We start from the raw sequence: 508 nt of genomic DNA on the forward strand, positions 1-508 counted from the left end.
GTTTGTGCATTACGGCGATGATGATCGCTTGCAATATCTCGGCTATAGCGGCAAGAACGGCCATGGCTATGTCAGTATCGGTAGAGTGCTGATCGACCGTGGTGAGGTGGCCAAAGAGAAAATGTCGATGAAGGCCATCAAGGNNAACAGAACCCCTCTTATGTGTTTTTTGAACGGCGCCCGACCAACGACGTGATTGGCGCAGCGGGTATCCCACTCCTGCCGCTGGCAGCGGTCGCAGCTGATAAAACCTTATTGCCGATGGGTACCCCGATTTTGGCGGAAGTGCCACTGCTGGACAAGGCTGGTAACTGGACCGGGAAACACCAACTGCGGCTGTTGATCGCGCTGGATGTCGGCGGTGCGGTGAAAAAGGGGCATCTCGATCTTTATCATGGGATGGGTGAAAACGCGGGGATAGCAGCCGGTCACTATAAGCACTTTGGCCGAGTCTGGAAACTTGGACTGCGCAATGGGCCGACCGCCACGCCTTGGTTGTGATCTCGCG

At 55.7% G+C, this 508-nt stretch carries 2 pseudogenes; both read left to right on the top strand.

What is annotated here, in order from left to right:
• Positions 1–143, top strand: a pseudogene (locus CUC53_RS19325) (MltA domain-containing protein); the annotation flags it as partial.
• Between the two features lie 2 nt (positions 144–145).
• Positions 146–501: pseudogene (locus tag CUC53_RS15875) on the top strand (3D domain-containing protein); the annotation flags it as partial.
• Positions 502–508: the final 7 nt, after the last annotated feature.

Origin of the sequence: Aeromonas cavernicola (assembly GCF_002795305.1) — a bacterium.
In the GTDB taxonomy this organism is placed as follows: domain Bacteria; phylum Pseudomonadota; class Gammaproteobacteria; order Enterobacterales; family Aeromonadaceae; genus Aeromonas; species Aeromonas cavernicola.